This is a genomic window from Streptomyces albospinus, from assembly GCF_014648695.1.
GTDB lineage: Bacteria > Actinomycetota > Actinomycetes > Streptomycetales > Streptomycetaceae > Streptomyces > Streptomyces albospinus.
Genome location: NZ_BMRP01000091.1, coordinates 1 through 11,895, shown reverse-complemented (window position 1 = coordinate 11,895; position 11,895 = coordinate 1). Strand labels below are relative to the sequence as shown.

Annotated in this window: 14 protein-coding genes and 2 pseudogenes; 9 read left to right on the top strand and 7 right to left on the bottom strand. The window is 68.2% G+C overall.

What is annotated here, in order from left to right:
• Positions 1–73 precede the first annotated feature (73 nt).
• The gene (locus IEZ17_RS44320; protein ID WP_308427753.1) at positions 74–619 is read right to left on the bottom strand and encodes an Lrp/AsnC family transcriptional regulator; all 546 of its coding nucleotides are present in this window, start codon (positions 617–619) and stop codon (positions 74–76) included.
• Between the two features lie 928 nt (positions 620–1,547).
• Positions 1,548–2,924 (bottom strand): S53 family peptidase, encoded by a 1,377-nt coding sequence (locus tag IEZ17_RS40595; protein ID WP_189308656.1) that lies wholly within the window; start codon positions 2,922–2,924, stop codon positions 1,548–1,550.
• A gap of 448 nt (positions 2,925–3,372) precedes the next feature.
• On the opposite strand from IEZ17_RS40595, the gene IEZ17_RS45175 reads away from it, so the two are divergent.
• Positions 3,373–3,657 (top strand): recombinase family protein, encoded by a 285-nt coding sequence (locus tag IEZ17_RS45175; RefSeq protein ID WP_373300080.1) that lies wholly within the window; start codon positions 3,373–3,375, stop codon positions 3,655–3,657.
• Between the two features lie 263 nt (positions 3,658–3,920).
• On the opposite strand, the gene mihF is transcribed toward IEZ17_RS45175, so the two are convergent.
• Together mihF and IEZ17_RS44060 are read right to left on the bottom strand one after the other, a co-directional pair.
• Positions 3,921–4,238, bottom strand: coding sequence for an integration host factor, actinobacterial type (mihF, locus tag IEZ17_RS40585; protein ID WP_189308655.1), 318 nt, complete (start codon positions 4,236–4,238; stop codon positions 3,921–3,923).
• A 73-nt stretch (positions 4,239–4,311) separates the two neighbouring features.
• Positions 4,312–4,437, bottom strand: a complete 126-nt coding sequence (locus tag IEZ17_RS44060) for a hypothetical protein (RefSeq protein ID WP_268249898.1) — start codon at positions 4,435–4,437, stop codon at positions 4,312–4,314.
• Positions 4,438–4,483: 46 nt separating this feature from the next.
• Between IEZ17_RS44060 and IEZ17_RS40580 the strand changes: the two genes are divergently transcribed.
• A complete protein-coding gene (locus IEZ17_RS40580; RefSeq protein WP_189308654.1) occupies positions 4,484–5,098 on the top strand; it encodes a DUF3995 domain-containing protein in 615 nt (204 codons plus the stop codon).
• A 43-nt stretch (positions 5,099–5,141) separates the two neighbouring features.
• Positions 5,142–5,531, top strand: a pseudogene (locus IEZ17_RS40575) (transposase family protein); the annotation flags it as partial.
• A gap of 102 nt (positions 5,532–5,633) precedes the next feature.
• On the opposite strand, the gene IEZ17_RS40570 reads toward IEZ17_RS40575, so the two are convergent.
• Positions 5,634–6,332, bottom strand: coding sequence for a TetR/AcrR family transcriptional regulator (locus IEZ17_RS40570; RefSeq protein ID WP_189308653.1), 699 nt, complete (start codon positions 6,330–6,332; stop codon positions 5,634–5,636).
• Between the two features lie 120 nt (positions 6,333–6,452).
• Between IEZ17_RS40570 and IEZ17_RS40565 the strand changes: the two genes are divergently transcribed.
• From IEZ17_RS40565 to IEZ17_RS40550, 4 genes are all read left to right on the top strand, one after another.
• The gene (locus IEZ17_RS40565; protein WP_189308652.1) at positions 6,453–7,412 is read left to right on the top strand and encodes an alpha/beta hydrolase; all 960 of its coding nucleotides are present in this window, start codon (positions 6,453–6,455) and stop codon (positions 7,410–7,412) included.
• A 10-nt stretch (positions 7,413–7,422) separates the two neighbouring features.
• Positions 7,423–8,403, top strand: a complete 981-nt coding sequence (locus IEZ17_RS40560; RefSeq protein WP_189308651.1) for an aldo/keto reductase — start codon at positions 7,423–7,425, stop codon at positions 8,401–8,403.
• Between the two features lie 133 nt (positions 8,404–8,536).
• Positions 8,537–8,938: a hypothetical protein gene (locus tag IEZ17_RS40555; protein ID WP_229853102.1), complete on the top strand. Its 402-nt coding sequence runs from the start codon at positions 8,537–8,539 to the stop codon at positions 8,936–8,938.
• A 217-nt stretch (positions 8,939–9,155) separates the two neighbouring features.
• On the top strand, positions 9,156–9,920 hold the full coding sequence (locus IEZ17_RS40550; protein WP_189308649.1) for an NAD(P)-binding domain-containing protein: 765 nt from the start codon (positions 9,156–9,158) through the stop codon (positions 9,918–9,920).
• A 66-nt stretch (positions 9,921–9,986) separates the two neighbouring features.
• Here IEZ17_RS40550 and IEZ17_RS40545 read toward each other — a convergent pair whose 3' ends face one another.
• A complete protein-coding gene (locus IEZ17_RS40545) occupies positions 9,987–10,202 on the bottom strand; it encodes a hypothetical protein (protein ID WP_189308648.1) in 216 nt (71 codons plus the stop codon).
• 125 nt (positions 10,203–10,327) lie between these two features.
• On the opposite strand from IEZ17_RS40545, the gene IEZ17_RS40540 reads away from it, so the two are divergent.
• The gene (locus tag IEZ17_RS40540; RefSeq protein ID WP_189308647.1) at positions 10,328–10,495 is read left to right on the top strand and encodes a hypothetical protein; all 168 of its coding nucleotides are present in this window, start codon (positions 10,328–10,330) and stop codon (positions 10,493–10,495) included.
• 167 nt (positions 10,496–10,662) lie between these two features.
• Here IEZ17_RS40540 and IEZ17_RS40535 read toward each other — a convergent pair whose 3' ends face one another.
• Positions 10,663–11,073, bottom strand: coding sequence for a hypothetical protein (locus IEZ17_RS40535; protein ID WP_189308646.1), 411 nt, complete (start codon positions 11,071–11,073; stop codon positions 10,663–10,665).
• A gap of 291 nt (positions 11,074–11,364) precedes the next feature.
• Between IEZ17_RS40535 and IEZ17_RS45640 the strand changes: the two are divergent.
• Positions 11,365–11,613, top strand: a pseudogene (locus IEZ17_RS45640) (IS630 family transposase); the annotation flags it as partial.
• Between the last annotated feature and the right edge of the window lie 282 nt (positions 11,614–11,895).

Below are 11,895 nucleotides of genomic sequence, written 5' to 3'. Positions count from 1 at the left end.
CAGACGCCAGTCTCCCAACCAGTCATGCCACAACTAAGCAGCGACGCGCTACTAGGCCGTGTTTGAAATGAGGTCACAGGGACTGTCGTATGAAGGTGAGCTGGACATGCCTCGTAGCGGACGACCAGCTTGTCGTGAGGCGGCGCGACGCCACGGGCCTGCTTACGTCACGCTTGAGTCGGAGGCACGACGAGGCGATCGCCGGACAGTAGCGTGCCGGCTTGCTTGACATGCCGTAGGACAGGTGAGACTTCCATGCTCTGCAGGCCGGGCAGAGCCCGATGTGTTCCGACGTGAATTCGAAGAGTTCGTCGAGGTCTCGGCAGTGGGCGACGGCATGGATGTTGTAGGGGCCGGAGATGGCCGCGGCGAAGGCGATCTCCGGTTCTCGTGCCGGCGAGCGTCCGACGTTCTTCACCTCTGACGGATGCACTCGCAGCCACAGGTTGGCCCGCGCGTGATAGCCCAAGGTTGCTGGGGCGATCTCGACGTCGATGTGGACGACGCGTTGTTGGAGCAGGACGTGAAGCCGGCGGGATACGCGGCCGGGTGCGGAATCCGCCACTGTGGCGAGGTCGACGAGACTGGCCCGACCGTCAGCGGCGAGCGCGTCGAGGATCTTCTTGTCTTAGGCGCTGAGGTGTACAGGGTCGTCAGTGACGACCGGAGACTCCGCGAATGGGGGGCCGTCGCTCCCGAGCATGGTTTCCTGTTCCGGGACAGCGCGCCGTGGAGTGCGGCCCGGTAGTGGCCGCGGCCTCCCATGAACTGGCGGAGCATTGGGAAGGCGTTGATGTCGAGCACCGCCGCGGTGCGCGGGAGCCGTTGGCCGAGCAGTTCTTCTCGCTGCGCTTGATCCCGTGACTGTGTCGCGCACGTGACTTCGGAGCCGGCTGCGCCAAGGACTACCCAGTTGACGTCGTCTCGCTTGGCGAGCGCGCCCGCGATCGCCGCGACGCTGCCGGGCCGGCAGCGTAGTCGTACCAGCCATCTGCTTCGTCCCAACGCTCCCGGGTTGACCACGCCGGCGACGCGGATGACGCCGTCGGCGTGCAAGCGCCGATATCGGCGGAGGCCGAGCGCGGCTGCTATCGAGGCGAAGGAGGCTCTCGGGGGCGACCTGTAGTGCACGGCCCGGGAGAAGAAGGTCCGGGAAGAGTGGTGCGGCTGCGTGGCGATCGTGCTGCCGATGGCAGCGCGCACCGATCGCGTCGGCTAGGTGTCCTCACCGCGCGGCGGCAGGCCCGGCGGCGTGCTCTTCGTCCGAGGGTGGATCAAGTCGGCACGCTGTTTGAGTAGTACGCCCCGTTCCTCGACGCTCTCGGGCCGCCAACTGTGGTGGGCTGGAGGGACGTTGGTCGGATGGCGACCGGCGCGTGAGTCGGAGGGACTACGGGCTGTCTGTTTTTCCCGTGCCTCAGCGGGCCACTCAATGGTGGTTTCGGCGGGGGAGCCGCCTGACGCGGTCGTAGCGACTCGCGAGGAATCCGGCACAGCGGTGCGGTCCGGGCCCAGCGAGGCCCGGACCGCGAGAGGCCGTGTGCGCGTCAGCCGCGGTGGCTTGCCCGAGCGAGGGCCGGGACGAAGCGGGCGGCGTCCACGGTGCCGACGCCGGTGGCCATGTCGTAGCCGTTGACTGCGGTGTAGCCGGTGACGCCTTCGTAGCTGTTGTTCGTACCGTCGTTGACGTCGACGATGCCGGTGCTCGTGTCGTGGGCGGAGCGCTGGTAGAGGGTGTACAGCGCGTCGTTGATGTGGCCGAGGCGGCGGCCGGCGGCCTGGTCGGCGAGGGCGACGATGCCGGAGAAGAGCGGAGACGCCTCGCTGGTGCCGCCGGTGATGCCCCAGCCGATGTCGGTCGGGTCGTAGCTGGAGTAGATCCAGGCGCCGCCGTCGACGGCGGCGGCCATCGAGATGTCCGGGGTGCCGCGGCGGTCGCCGACGGTGCTCTTCACCACGTTCTGGAAGGCTGGGCGGGTGAAGACGTGCGACTGGCCGCCACCGCCCGCACCGTGGTCGTTGTAGACGCTGTCCGGCTTGGTGCGCTGACCCTTGTCGTCGAGGTGCAGCTGGGTGCCACCGATCGAGGTGACCAACGGGTCTGAGGACGGCCAGGAGTTGACGCGCTCCTTGTAGAAGCCCTTCCCGTCGGCGGTGTTGTCAGTGGCACCGCCGTCGCCGGAGGAGGCGAGGACGGTGACGTGCTTCTTGGCGGCCTCCTTGAAGGCGTACCGCAGGTTCTTGATGCTCGAGAAGTCGCCCTTGTCGAAGCCGGGGAACGTGTTCTCGGTGGCGCCGAAGCTCTGGGTGATCACATCGCCGACGCCACGGTCGATCATGGCCTTCTCGGCGTCCATCATCTCCGGTAGACCGGTGGTGCCCTCGGTCTCGGCGACCGCCGTCTCCACCAGGACGATCTTCGCGTCGGGCGCCACGGCGTGGGCCATCTCGACGTCGAGGGTGGTTTCGCCGGCCCAGCCGGTCATGTCGGGGTTCTTGGGGTCGAACGCGGGGACGTTGCCCCACTTGACCACGTTCACCTTGGTGCTGGGGATGCCGAACTGCTTGCTGTAGACGTCCAGATCGTGCTGGACGGTCGGCGAGCCGAAGGAGTCCACGATGACGATCGTGCGGCCCTTGCCCGTGATTCCCTTCCTGTACAGCGCGTTGAGGTTGTAAGCCGTGCGGTACTGGAGGGGGTTGTAGCAGGCGAGCTTGAACTTGGCCCGGCACTCCGCGATGGAGAGCGGGCTGCCCACGCCGTGCACCAACTGGTGCCCGGCGATGGCCGGGACGGCCTTGGTATGCGGCACTGCGGCGGTACCTGTACCGGCGAGCGGGGTGGTCGCCAGGGCGACGACGGTGAGGGCGGCGGTTGCGGCCGTCGTGGCCGTGGCACGTCTACGGGTACGGGCTATGCGCATGAATTCTCCCTGAGTGGGCCTGAGTCGCACAAAGCGGCTGTCGTGATCCCATCGGTTAAGTCATGCTCAGGACAAGATGTTTGCATGCCCATATCGAACGCTTTACCGAAATGCGATGACTGGGCGGTGTGGAAAGCCGCACGGGGCGGGCGCCCGCCGTGGCGGGGAGCGTCAGCAGTCACCGCTCCTCCCAGCAGGAACCGCGCCGGACCGGACAGGTCCGGTTCTGCCGCAGCGGATACTTGCGGCTGCCGGCAGCAAGGGCACTACGACAAGACCGGCGATATTCAGGGCCCGGACTGCGTTACGGAACAACGATTTCCCTTCGGTAAGCAACAGTTGGGCCGGTTCGACCACATCGATCCGTCGAGGCAGAAGAGGGCAAAGGCGCGCATCAGGTTGCGAGGGAGCGCAGTTCACGAGGTGAGGCCGCCACCGCGCACGAGGGCTGGCACCGCTCTGGAAGGCCCTCGGCTACCTCCGTGAAGGCGACACCCTCGTCGTCCCCTCCCTGGACCGGTCGGGCCGCTCCATCCAGGACCTCATCGCCGTCGTCGCCGGACTCCGCAGGCGCGGGACGACTTCACGGCAGACCGTGAGCCCCAGACACAAGCGCGCTGAGCCGGTATACCGCGCGCGTCGGGACGGTCCAACAAGGCCGGCCTTCTCCGGCATGCCGAGGGCGTCGGCGAGGACCGTCGCGGCGGTGCGGCTGGTGCCGCCGCCGTTGTAGCCCCAGCCGAATCCGCCGAGTTCGTCCGCGTCCTTCGCCTTGAGTTCGCGCAGCACCTTCACGTCCTTGCGCTGGGTGGGGCCGTCCTCGGGTTTCTCGACCAGGAGCGGGGCGGGCTGCCACTCGTCCTCGTCGCCGCCAACTCCCTGAATGCCGTGGTACGCACGCTCCTCTTACGCCATGCCGTGTCCCCGTCCCGTTGATCGTTTCGCGGACACTCTCACTCTGCCGGACACCGGCCCGTGCCGACAGGGCGCCATCGGTCAGCCTTTGGGCGTGACCCGTTCGAGAAGGTGTTCCCGCTGCTGAACGCCGAGGCCGCGCACGCGGCGGCTTTCGGTGATCTCCATCTCGGTAAGGATCTTCTGCGCCTTCGCCTTGCCGATCTCTGGGAGGGATGCGAGCAGGGCGCGGACCGGCATTCTGCGGATGGACCCGGAGTCGCCGGCGAACACCTCGCGCAGTGACAGCAAGCCGTGCTTGAGCGCGTCCTTCGCCTCGGCTCGCTCCTTGCGTGCCGCGGCGGCCTTGTCGAGCGCGGCACGGCGCTGTTCGGGACTGAGCGGGGGCAGAGCACCCACGGGGAATCCTCTCGTCGTGCGAAGCGGAACACGCCCATCACGTCCCTGTTGTTGGGGGCTTCGACCAGCAGCTTTATGCGGCTCCGGAGGATTCGCCGGTGTCCTTGGTCCACGTCTTCAGTACGGTCTCCCGCCCGTCGCTGGCTTCCTGGACGAGCTGGACGCTCACGTGGTCGAGTGAGTCGTAGAGGCCGATCATCCTTGTGGATGACCTTTCGTCATCTTGATCCGGCCAGGATGAAGTCATGGCAATCAAGCTTTCTGCGGACGATGCAGCGGGTCCGGCCCCGCGTCGGACATCCGGTCTTCGGCCGGGCGCATGGCCGGGGCTCGCTGCTGCGGTATGGGGGCTCCTGTTCGCGGTGCCCAGTTTTGCCTGGGCGATGGGATTTACCTTCGGCGCGCGGACGACGGTGTCGCCGTCCCTGGTGAAGCTCGCCGATGATCGGGTGGCGTGGTTCGTGGCCGTGTTGTGGGTGACCGGGCTGCTGAAGCTCTTGGGGGCCCTGATCGGTATCGGCCTGACACGCCGGCGCGGCAGATGGATCGCCCGTCTCATGGTGTTCTGCGGCGGCGGCGCGGCGGTGTTGCTTGTCTGGCACGGGTGTCTCTTCGTTGCCCATGGAGTGCTGGTTGAGGTTGGGAGCCTCTCCGTCGCGCCTGACCCGGCCGGGCTGACCCGCTGGTACCTCTTCCTGTGGGGACCGTGGTTCATCGTCGGCGGTCTGGCCTTCGCTGCGGCCACCACACGGTATGTTCGCCGGCTGGGTGCCCGGGGCGAGCTGCGACTTTATGGAGTCGTGGGGGCGCTGGGTGCGTTGCTTCTGTCGTTGGCGTCGATGATCACCGGGATCGGCTGACGACCGTCGCATGCCTGCCGGCCACCGATGACATGATCACGCGGTGGCCGGTGTGATCACGGCGTCGGAGTCGTTCTGGATAGCCCCGTTCACGGGGCTGAGCCCTCGCAGATTCAGGAAGCTGGTGGCCGCACTGCGCCGCGCGCGTGCGGACGCTGCGCGACGGGGCCGACCATGAGGCCTGCCTCTCCAGGACCGCCTACTGCTCGTTCTACTGCTCGTTGCGACCTACTGGCGCACGAACTTGACGCTGCGCCAACTGGCTCCGCTCTTCGGCATCTCGAAGTCCGCCGCGAACCGCGGCATCACCCAGCTCGGACCGATGCTTGCGCTTACTGCGCGCCAACGGTTCCGCAAGGACACCGTGCTCATTGTCGACGGCACCCTCGTACCCACCCGCGACCACACCGTTGCTGCACAGTCCAAGAACTACCCCATCCGCCCGGGACGTGGCGATGCCGAGGGCCCGACGGCCTCGTGCGACCTCGCTCCGCGTCAATCGACCCTTCGCATCTGACGCTGGCCGAGAGCGCCGTCAGGTCGCCCAACGATCCGATGATCGGCGGGAAGCTGCCTGGCTCGGGCGGATTGCAGCCTCGATGTGGGCGAGATGGGCGGCGAGGATCTCCTCGAACGCGTCGCGGCGGTCTGCACCGAGGGGGCGGATGTCGCGAGCGTAGTGGGCCAGGGCGGGAAAGCGTTCGGGGTCGGCGCCCAGTACTGCGACGCGGAACAGCTCCATGCCCTGTTCGTTCTCTTCGGCGGTGATGGTGCTGACGCCGGCCTCGGAGGCGATCAACGCGGCGAGGAGGATCACGATCCGGTGGTAGCGCGCCGGGATCTCCTGATCGGGCAGGCCCGAGGCTCGCAGGGACTGCAGGATCTCTTCCATGACCAGCCGGGATCCGGTGCCGCCGGACGCGTAACGCCCCCAGATCATGGCGAGTTGGGGCTGCTGGCCGAAGGCTTCGCGCAGACGAAGGGCCGTGGCGGTGATGCGCTGCTTCCAGTCGCCCTCGGGGTGGTAGCCGTCCATGGAGGCCGCCAGGACCCGGTCGGCGACCGCGCGCAGCAGTTCGGTCTTGTTGCGGAAGTGCCGGTAGAGGCTGGAGGAGTCGGTCCCGAGCGTTGCCGCGAGCTTGCGCACGCTGAACGACTCTGCGTCGCTCGTACGCAGCAGTTCCGCCGCCGTGTCCAGGATCTCCTCGGTCGACCAACGCCTTCGGCCTGCCATCTCGCCCCTCTCGTCCGGGCTCAGTCTAGTCTATGCACTTGCTGTTGCACGCAGTGCGTGCATACTAGGGACGCGTGCCTGCCGGGAGGCAAGGCCGGGAGAAGAAGGAGAGACGCGGACATGAACCAGACCACAGCTGCGACGCGACCGCCGGAGCCGGACTTCGAGGCGTTAACGACCGAGGAACTGATCGCCTACCGCGACGCGGAGAACCGCTTCCGGGCGTCCGGCGCGGCGCGTGCGCTCACCGGGGAGCCGGACCCCGGCGCCGCGATCGAGTGGCGTGAGCTCGCGCTGCCCGGGCGCGACCTCCCGGTCCGGGTGTACCGGCCGGCGTCGACGGGTGACGGCGACACCGCCCGAACCGACCTGCCACTCGTGATCCACGTCCACGGAGGCAGCTTCGTGGGCACGGCGGTGCAGTGCGACTGGACCAACAGCCACCTCGCCGTCCAACTGCCCGCGCTCGTCGTCTCGGTCGAGCACCGCCTCGTCGCCCCGGACAGTCCGCTCGCGAACGCCGCCGACGACGGCTGGGACGTGCTGCGGCACGTGGTGGAGCACGCCGCCCAGTGGGGCATCGACCCGGCGCGCACGGCCGTCTTCGGCGAGAGCTTCGGCGCACTCGTCAGCGCCCTGACCGCCATTCGGGCCCGGGAGGACGGTCTGCACCTGGCGGCGCAGGTGCTGGTCAACCCCGCGGTCGATGTGACCGACACGATGTACGACTACCCCTCGATCGCCGAGTACGCCTCCAGCCCGACCCGCGCCCTGCCGCAACTGCGGCTCTTCCAGCGGCTCGCCGTCCCGGCGGGGACGGACGCCCGGGCATTCTCGCCGCTCTACGCGGACGACCTGAGCGGGCTCGCCCCGGCGCTGCTCGTGGTGCCGACCCAGGATGCGGTCGCCGATCACGGCCGCCGCTACGCCGAGCGGCTGCGGGCCGCCGGGACCTCCGTGCGGCTGACCGAATACCCGGGCGCGAGGCACGCGTTCCTCACCCTGCCGGGAGTGGAACCGCAGGCCGGAGCCGCCCAGGCGGAGATCCTCGCGTTCCTCCGCGCGGCCCTGGCGACGTGACGGAGGAACGATGCACACCCATACCCTGGGCGCCGACGGCCCCGCGGTCTCCCGGCTAGGTCTGGGCTGCATGAGCATGACTGGCAGCTACGGCCCGGCCGACCCTCATGAGGCAGCGGCCACCGTGCTGGAGGCCCTCGAATGTGGCGTCACCATGTTCGACACCGGCGACTTCTACGGCGACGGTGCGAACGAGGAACTCCTCGGCCAGACCCTCGCGCCGCACCGTGACCGCGTCGTACTGGCCACCAAGACGGGCGTCCGGCGCACCGCCGAAGGGCTGGTCCCCATCGGTTCTCCCGGCTATCTGCGGCGTGGCTGCGAGGCGTCGTTGCGCCGGCTGCGCACCGACCACATCGACGTGTACTACCTCGCGCGCATCGACCCTGCCGTGCCCGTCGAGGAGTCGGTCGGAGCGCTGGCCGAACTGGTCGCCCAGGGCAAGGTGGGCCACATCGGCCTGTCCGAAGTCTCCGCCGCCACCCTCCGACGCGCCCACGCCGTCCACCCCATCAGCGCCGTCCAGACCGAGTACTCGCTGTGGGAACGCCATGTCGAAAACGACATCCTGCCCGCTCTGCGCAACATCGGCGCGGCCCTGGTCGCCTACAGCCCCCTCGGCCGCGGCCTGCTCACCGGAGCCGTCCGCGCCACCACCTCGTACGACAGCGGCGATTTCCGCGCCACCGCCCCCCGCTACACCGGCGACGACCTCAAGGCCAACCTGGCCATCGTCGACGCCCTCACTCGACTCGCTGCGGCCAAGAATGCCACCCCCGCCCAGGTCGCCCTGGCCTGGCTCCTCACCCGTGGCAGCGACGTCATCCCCATCCCCGGCAGTTCGCGTCGCCCCCACCTGCGCGACAACCTGGCCGCCCTCGATGTGCAGCTGACCGCGACCGACCTCGGCTGCATCGACGCTGCCGTCCCCACCACTGGCGCCCAAGGGGCGCGATACGGCGACCACGGCATCGGCATGATCGACCAATGAAACCCGGAACAGGGCATGCGCGGGCGGAGATCGTCGGGCTCTTGCGAGCCGTCTTCGCCGCACGATTCGATATGACTCAAGGGAAGGCACTCTGATGGTGAAGACACTCCATGAGCGATGGGCAATGGGAACGATGTGCACGGGTCTCGGGTTCACCGTCCTCGCGACGATCGCCCCCTACGCCGACCGTGATCTGCTGACCGGCCACATCCGGGCCGGCTACCCCACGTACGCCCAGACGCGGGTCGACTCGGCTGTCAGCACCTACCTGGTCCTGTTGTCCGTCATCGGAGCGCTCGGTGTCATCGCCTGGCTCGGGACGACTTGGGCCGTCAACGCGGGCACGTGGTGGGCACGCCCCGCCGCGACCGTGATGTTCGTGCTCGGCACCGGCATCGGACTGACCGGGCTGCTCACCAAGGACACCTCCGACGCTACCGGCCTGCCGCCGGCGCTGGGTTGGGCGGGGATGGCTCCCTGCCTGGCAGGCGCCCTAGCGGTCGCACTCCTGTGGAAGAGGCCGCGACTGACATGACGTTGGCTGCGTTCGCCCTCGCACGCGATGAGCGGACGGCACCCATCCCGACGACAGCGCCCCGAGCCCCAGCTCGCCCCGACATACGCGAAGGGGCCCGGGGGAGGGGCCGCGGGCCCCGGAGTTCCCTCGGCGCAGGCGTCCGCCGACGCAGGTTCAACGACACAGACCCGCACCTGCACGGGTCACGACCACCACGCACCCTGGAGGAAGAAACATGAAACGTATCGGCATCATCGGTGTGGGCGAGATCGGCCGGGCCATCGTGATGGGTCTGCGTCACGGGGGCGACGAGTCGTCAGAGGTGTTCCTCTCCCCCCGGGGCGCCCGCACGGCCGCGGAGCTGTCCGAGCGCTACGAGGGCGTACGGGTGTGCGCCGACAACCAGGAGGTGGTGGACCGCTCCGAGTTGGTGATCATCGCCGTACGGCGCCAAGACCGGCGCGATGCCCTGGCCGGCGTGCGGGTGGACGACGACAAGATCGTGGTCAACGTGATGGCCGGCGTCGGCAACGACGACCTGCGACAGACACTCGCCACGGGCGCCCCGATGGCCCGGGCCATCCCCCTGCCGGCTATCCGCGAACGCCGCTCCGTCACCGTGGTGCACCCCTCGCACCCGGAGGTGAACTCCCTCTTCGAGCGCCTGGGCGGGGTGCTCCCCGTCGCGGACGAGGACGCCTTCAACGTCTTCTCCGCACTGACCGGGACACTGACCACCCACTACACGTATCTCGCCACACTCACCTCATGGGCCGCCGACCACGGCATCGCCTCCGAGGACGCGGACCGCTACGTCCGCAGCCTCTTCCAGGGCGTGGGCCGCTCCCTGAACGACGAGACCCGTTCCCTGCACCAACTCGCAGCAGACCACGAGACCCCGAACGGAAACAACGAACGCATCCGGACCACCTGGTTCGACCAGGCCAACTCCCAAGCCCTGACCAGGGCACTTGACGCGCTCCTCACCGACCTCACATAGCCACGTCGGGCAGAACCGCGGTCCTGCCCGACTATCCCGCCGACCCCAGCCCCGTCAGCTGGTGACTCAGCTACCTTGGCGATGCCCGGGACGTGGTGCGTTGAGGCGGGACATAGGTTCGCGGTCGGCCACCCGGTCGGCGTCGAGGTCCTGGTCGCGTTCTTCGAGCCAGTCAGTCAGGTTCACGACCTGCTGCTCCAGGGTCGTGATGCGGCATCGAAGTTCCTCGACATCGGTCGGTGCGCCAATACCGGATTCTGCCCAGACCCGTTCACCGAGCAAGGCGCTGAGCCTCTGCTCCAGGGAACCGGACGGCGCTCGCGGTTCGGATCACCCTCGCGGACGGGCGGCGCCGCTCCCTGCCAGGGCTCCAGCACAGCGACCTGTACCCCGCTCCCGACTTCGACGTGGACTTCCGGCGGGTCGTCGACTGGTGGGAGCTGAACACCGACCAGGCCGCACGGGTCCAGCCGCAGAAGCAGATGCGGGACCGGCTGACACCCACGGCGGTCGGAGTCATCCTGAGCCTCCTTATCTCGGTCGCCGTCGTGGTCGTCGTCGCCGAACGGAGCTAGGACTTGTCCTGGCGATCATGTGCGGAGCCAGATGATCAGGGCTGCCGCGGTGGTGGTGGCGAGGAAGAGGTCGCCGCGTTTGTCGCATAAGACCCCCGAGCCACTGTCGCTCGGGGGTCTTGTCGTCGTTGGGGGCCTCTCCTGGGCCGCTGGCCGGCGGCTAACCGTCAGCGGACGTCGACGGTGGCCTTCCAGGTCGTGACGACGTGGGGGCAGGAGCGCCCAGGAGCTGTGACGACGCAGCGGCGGTGCGCGGTGATGGTGCTGCGTCCGTTCTCTTCTGCTCGGAAGGCGGCTTTGGCGTCGCCATTGGGAGCGGTGCCTCCCGTAGTCCGTGCCAGCACGTCGGTGGCGGAGGCTGCGGGTACGTCCCACACCCACTTCACCCCGTCACCTCGCAGGGCTTTCAGGTTGACCCTGATCGCGTCGCCGGGCGCAGTGGAGATGGCCCTACCGTCGTCGGCGTTGCTCAGGGACGCGGCGCTACGCGCTGCCGCGTGGGCGTCAGGAAGCGTTGCCGGGGCAGTCAGCGAGGCAGCAGCAAGCGAGATGGCGGCGAGAACAGTCCTGCCAAACATGGTGGTCCTCCTGGAAGGCGCGACATACGCAGCCAGTGAACAGGCGCATCCACAGGCGAGTGCGATCAACGCAGCCCGTTCACCCGAATGGGGCTGCTGCCGACCTCTCTACGCCCTGTCAGCACGCCCCCAGAGCACGCCCGTTGATGAGAGCCGCCCCAAGGCCAGAGCCCTGCGTCACGCCCTCGAAGAAGCCGGACGGGATCAGAAAACCCGTCCCCCCTTCCGGAGAATCAACCTCTGGTCCTGGATGTCCGTCGAAGCGGATCAAGCCCACTCGCCGTGTTCCAACTGCCCGCATACGCCCCGGACCTGAACTCCGTAGAGGGCATCTGGTCCCTCCTACGACGCGCTTCGTTGGCCAACGTCGCGTTCGCCGACGACCAGCACCTCGCCCGGACCTCGCCGCCGCGGCCTGCGACAGATCCACTACCGGCCCGCCCCCCGAGCGACGGTTGCCTCACTGAGACCGGCCTCACCGTCAGCAACCACCCGACGACACGTCGAAACCTCAGTAGCTGCGATGTCGTTCACCCATGAGTGGGGAATCGGCCTTGAAAATGGTTCCGTTGCGGCAACGTTGACCAGGCTCATCTAGGGCCATCGTCAGATGGCGCTCTGTCGGTCGGACCCGTGGATGACAGACGATGGGTGTCCCGGCCGGCTGTCGGTCTTCTCCCACTGGAAGGAGCTGAGTGATCGAGCAGGCTCTCGCAACAGCAGAACCCGCGCTCGTTCACTGGTGACCTGAGTCAGAGATTCTTCGTTGGTTGGGTATGAGTCGTCCGGGTCCGAAGATTCCACCGTTGTCGGTAACTGATG

What these genes read in the sequence shown, in the direction of transcription:
- IEZ17_RS40535 (WP_189308646.1), bottom strand. Translation starts at nt 11,073, where the DNA reads ATGTTTGGCAGGACTGTTCTCGCCGCCATCTCGCTTGCTGCTGCCTCG.
- IEZ17_RS40555 (WP_229853102.1), top strand. Translation starts at nt 8,537, where the DNA reads ATGTGCACGGGTCTCGGGTTCACCGTCCTCGCGACGATCGCCCCCTAC.
- IEZ17_RS40570 (WP_189308653.1), bottom strand. Translation starts at nt 6,332, where the DNA reads ATGGCAGGCCGAAGGCGTTGGTCGACCGAGGAGATCCTGGACACGGCG.
- IEZ17_RS40560 (WP_189308651.1), top strand. Translation starts at nt 7,423, where the DNA reads ATGCACACCCATACCCTGGGCGCCGACGGCCCCGCGGTCTCCCGGCTA.
- IEZ17_RS40595 (WP_189308656.1), bottom strand. Translation starts at nt 2,924, where the DNA reads ATGCGCATAGCCCGTACCCGTAGACGTGCCACGGCCACGACGGCCGCA.
- IEZ17_RS40550 (WP_189308649.1), top strand. Translation starts at nt 9,156, where the DNA reads ATGAAACGTATCGGCATCATCGGTGTGGGCGAGATCGGCCGGGCCATC.
- IEZ17_RS40565 (WP_189308652.1), top strand. Translation starts at nt 6,453, where the DNA reads ATGAACCAGACCACAGCTGCGACGCGACCGCCGGAGCCGGACTTCGAG.
- IEZ17_RS44060 (WP_268249898.1), bottom strand. Translation starts at nt 4,437, where the DNA reads ATGATCGGCCTCTACGACTCACTCGACCACGTGAGCGTCCAGCTCGTC.
- IEZ17_RS40580 (WP_189308654.1), top strand. Translation starts at nt 4,484, where the DNA reads ATGGCAATCAAGCTTTCTGCGGACGATGCAGCGGGTCCGGCCCCGCGT.